Below are 3266 nucleotides of genomic sequence, written 5' to 3'. Positions count from 1 at the left end.
GCCCGGCGCGCCCCCGAGGGGCAGCCCGGAACGGAAATGTGGGAGGCGCGCACAACAACAATCGATCGCATGACGTCGAAGTTCGCGATTGAGTCTTGCCGCAGGAATCACCTGTCTTTCAGAGCCGGCGGTTTTATCGGGCCTACCCGTCCGTGCCGCGCTGCTGGGCGATGGCCATGGCGAACACGCCATTTCCGACGCTCCAGTCCGAATAGTCGTTCTCGTGCATGAAAATGAACAGGTCTTTGGGGGATACTGCCGCGTTCGTCTGCAGGTTGCGGGCAATGGCGGCATAGAGCGCACGCTTCATCGCATCGCTTCGACCTCGGCGCATCGTAATCTCGACGACGATAAGACTTTCAGAGCGGGCAATGCCGTTGAAGGTCCGGTCGAAGAAGAACTCTCCATCGCGATATTCGGTCACGAGGTTGAACAGTTCATCCTGCGGCATTCCGATGCCTTCGACCAAGGCGTCGTGAATGCCCTGTACGATACTGCATTTGCGGTGCGGTTCAGTTCCGGAAGGAAGAGCTGTTCTGACAAATGGCATGATTCAACCTCAATGATTTGACGATTGCGCCATTAATCACAATGGGCCTGCCGAATATATTGACATCTTCGCCGGTTTAATGTGATGCAGGCTCACATGAAAGATCGCAGGAACTTGCCGGTCGCAGCGCTGCGGGCGTTTGAAGCCGCCGCGCGCCATGGCCGGCTCACGGCTGCCGCCGAGGAACTCGCCGTGACGCATGGGGCGATCAGTCGCCATGTCAGCCATCTTGAGGCTTTCATCGGGACGCCGCTTTTCGAAGGCCCTCGAAATCGCCCCAGGCTCACGCCGGAAGGCCGTGTGTTCGGCTTCGCGCTGACCGCCGCGTTCGATCAGATCGAGGATGCGCTTCGCATCGTCGCGAAGGGTGATGACAGCATTCTCGACGTCGCGTGCCTCAGCACGTTCGCCATGCGTTGGCTTATTCCGCGTCTTCACGATTTCACAGCGACGTATCCGCGCTATGATGTACGCCTCGCGACCGACGATCGGCTGCCGCGTACCCAGGTCGATGTACAGATTGTGGTTTTACCGCCGGGCGCCTCGATTCCGGATAACTGCTCGCTGCTGTTTCGGGAGCAGCTGGGGTTGATCGTGGCGCCGTCGGCTGCAAAAGGAACGTTGACTTGCGTTCGGGCCGAAACGGCGAAGTTGCCCCGGCTGGAAACGCGAACACGCCCCCATGTCTGGCACGAGTGGTCACGCCTCACGAGCCAGGATGGACAGGACACGTCCTCTGCAACACGGATTTTCGACCACTATCACCTCACCATCGAGGCTGCGCTGAACGGGCTCGGCGCGGCAATCGCGCCGTGGCATCTGGTCGCGGGAGACGTCGCATGCGGTCGGTTGATCGCGCCCTACGGCTTCCTGCACAGCGACTATCGGTATGTCGTGAAAGTCGAGCGGCCCGGGCGGCGCAAGACGGAGCATTTTGTCGGATGGCTAAAAGAGGCAATCGCGGATTTTCCGGCACCCGCGCTTTGAGCGGCACTTATCCGGGGTTTCGCAAAAATTCCGGGTCTTGTTGACCTGTCACCGCCGGCTTCTGCAGCGTTCGAAATTCATGATTGCCGCGAAAACCGTCGTCGTTGCCCGGGCCGCCTGCGCGGCCCGGCGGCGGAACTTCTATTCCAGAACGACGACGGCTTCCACCTCGAAGAGCATGGGGTCGATGGCGAGCCTGGGAACGGGTACCAGGGTTTGCGCCGGCAGCGTGTCACCGAACATGTCCTTGACGTTCCGGGTCAGGACTCCAAGCTTGGACATATCGTGATCGACGACGAAAACCGTGAGCTTGGCGACCTGATCCGGTCCGGCACCGATTCCCTCAAGCGCGGCACGCAGGTTTGCATAGGCCTGCTCAACCTGCGTGGCAAAGTCGGGCGACAAGGCGCCCGTGCTGTCGAAGCCGCCCTGTCCTGAGATATAGGCAACCCTGGCTCCGGCGGGCACGATTGCCGCCGTGCTATAGCCGTTCGCCGTGGGATCCCCGAGCTTCGGCGGGTTGACGATGGTCAGTTCATTCGCGGTCGCCCCGGTGGAAATTCCCATGATGATCGCTCCTCCGATGAGCAGATGCTTGATTGCGTGTGACATGATTTTCTTGGTCCCTGCGGTCTGAAGTAAGGCCGATAGAGCAACGATGTGTTGTCTGCTCGTACCCGACGGCAGCACTTTTAGGCGGCCATACCTGTCAATTCATGTCAGGTTCGAATATGAACTTCCCATGCGTGCAAGCCGCCTCCTGTCCATCCTGACCACCCTGCAAGCGAAGGGACACGTCACCGCCCAGATGCTTGCCGCTGAGTTCGAGGTTTCGCTTCGGACAATCTATCGCGATGTGGATGCGCTGAGCGCAGCAGGCATCCCGATCTACAGCGTGCAGGGCAGCGGCGGAGGCTACCGGCTGCTCGACGGCTACCGGGTCCGCCTCAACGGCCTATCGTCAACCGAGTCCAAGGCGCTGTTCCTGGCCGGACTGACACGCCAGGCGGCGGATCTCGGAATGGGTGCAGTTGCGGCGAGCGCCCGCACGAAGCTCCTGGCCGCCTTGCCGGAAGACATGCGGTCCGGCGCGATGAAACCGCGTTTCCACTTTGACGCGCCGGCCTGGTTCGCGGAGGCGGAGACCCTGGACCACCTGCCGGCTGTCGCCGATGCCGTGTGGAACCAGCACCCCATCCGCATGCGCTATCAAAGCCGGACGGCAGACAGGGAGCGGCGCGTCGAGCCTCTTGGCATCGTCCTGAAGGGTGGAGCCTGGTATCTGGTCGCCCAAGCCGGCAAAGAAGCCCGCACCTTCCGCATTTCCAGAATCGGGGAAATGGAGGTTCTGGATGAACGGTTCGATTACCCGAAGGTTTTCGACCTCGAAGCGTATTGGACCGAGAGCATCCGGCGCTACGAGGCGGATCTTCATCCGAATCGCGCTGAAATTCGTCTCTCGCCCTGGGGCATGGAGAGGATGGAGGAGCTTCTACCGCCCTATATCCGCACCGCGGCGGTGCTTTCCGGGGACGCCGACGCACGGGGCTGGCGGTCGGTAACCATATCGGTCGGTTCTATCGCGCACGCCGCGACGGAGCTTCTGCGCTTCGGCGCGGAGGTCGAGGTGATCGCGCCGCCGGCGCTTCGCGCCAAAATGGCGGAGATCGTCGGCACTCTGGCAAAAGTCTATGCCGGCGACGATCCAGGATAGGAGCACGCTGGGCGA

The 3266-nt window shown here is 61.3% G+C and carries 4 protein-coding genes; 2 read left to right on the top strand and 2 right to left on the bottom strand.

Annotation, left to right across the window (positions count from 1 at the left end; translation table 11 throughout):
* Positions 1 to 142 precede the first annotated feature (142 nt).
* Positions 143 to 550: a tautomerase family protein gene (locus LXM94_RS14145; protein ID WP_235772112.1), complete on the bottom strand. Its 408-nt coding sequence runs from the start codon at positions 548 to 550 to the stop codon at positions 143 to 145.
* A 96-nt stretch (positions 551 to 646) separates the two neighbouring features.
* Here LXM94_RS14145 and LXM94_RS14140 point away from each other — a divergent pair, with 96 nt between their 5' ends.
* Positions 647 to 1537: a LysR substrate-binding domain-containing protein gene (locus tag LXM94_RS14140; protein ID WP_235772111.1), complete on the top strand. Its 891-nt coding sequence runs from the start codon at positions 647 to 649 to the stop codon at positions 1535 to 1537.
* A gap of 141 nt (positions 1538 to 1678) precedes the next feature.
* On the opposite strand, the gene LXM94_RS14135 is transcribed toward LXM94_RS14140, so the two are convergent.
* Positions 1679 to 2149, bottom strand: a complete 471-nt coding sequence (locus tag LXM94_RS14135; protein ID WP_235772110.1) for a RidA family protein — start codon at positions 2147 to 2149, stop codon at positions 1679 to 1681.
* Positions 2150 to 2279: 130 nt separating this feature from the next.
* Here LXM94_RS14135 and LXM94_RS14130 point away from each other — a divergent pair, with 130 nt between their 5' ends.
* On the top strand, positions 2280 to 3251 hold the full coding sequence (locus LXM94_RS14130; protein WP_235772109.1) for a helix-turn-helix transcriptional regulator: 972 nt from the start codon (positions 2280 to 2282) through the stop codon (positions 3249 to 3251).
* Positions 3252 to 3266 lie beyond the last annotated feature (15 nt).

The sequence above is a fragment of the Rhizobium alarense genome, assembly GCF_021555155.1.
In the GTDB taxonomy this organism is placed as follows: Bacteria; Pseudomonadota; Alphaproteobacteria; order Rhizobiales; family Rhizobiaceae; genus Rhizobium_D; species Rhizobium_D alarense.
Note: the sequence above shows the minus strand (reverse complement) of the source record. Positions and strands in the feature narration are given on the sequence as shown.

What these genes read in the sequence shown, in the direction of transcription:
- LXM94_RS14135 (WP_235772110.1), bottom strand. Translation starts at nt 2,149, where the DNA reads ATGTCACACGCAATCAAGCATCTGCTCATCGGAGGAGCGATCATCATG.
- LXM94_RS14140 (WP_235772111.1), top strand. Translation starts at nt 647, where the DNA reads ATGAAAGATCGCAGGAACTTGCCGGTCGCAGCGCTGCGGGCGTTTGAA.
- LXM94_RS14145 (WP_235772112.1), bottom strand. Translation starts at nt 550, where the DNA reads ATGCCATTTGTCAGAACAGCTCTTCCTTCCGGAACTGAACCGCACCGC.
- LXM94_RS14130 (WP_235772109.1), top strand. Translation starts at nt 2,280, where the DNA reads ATGCGTGCAAGCCGCCTCCTGTCCATCCTGACCACCCTGCAAGCGAAG.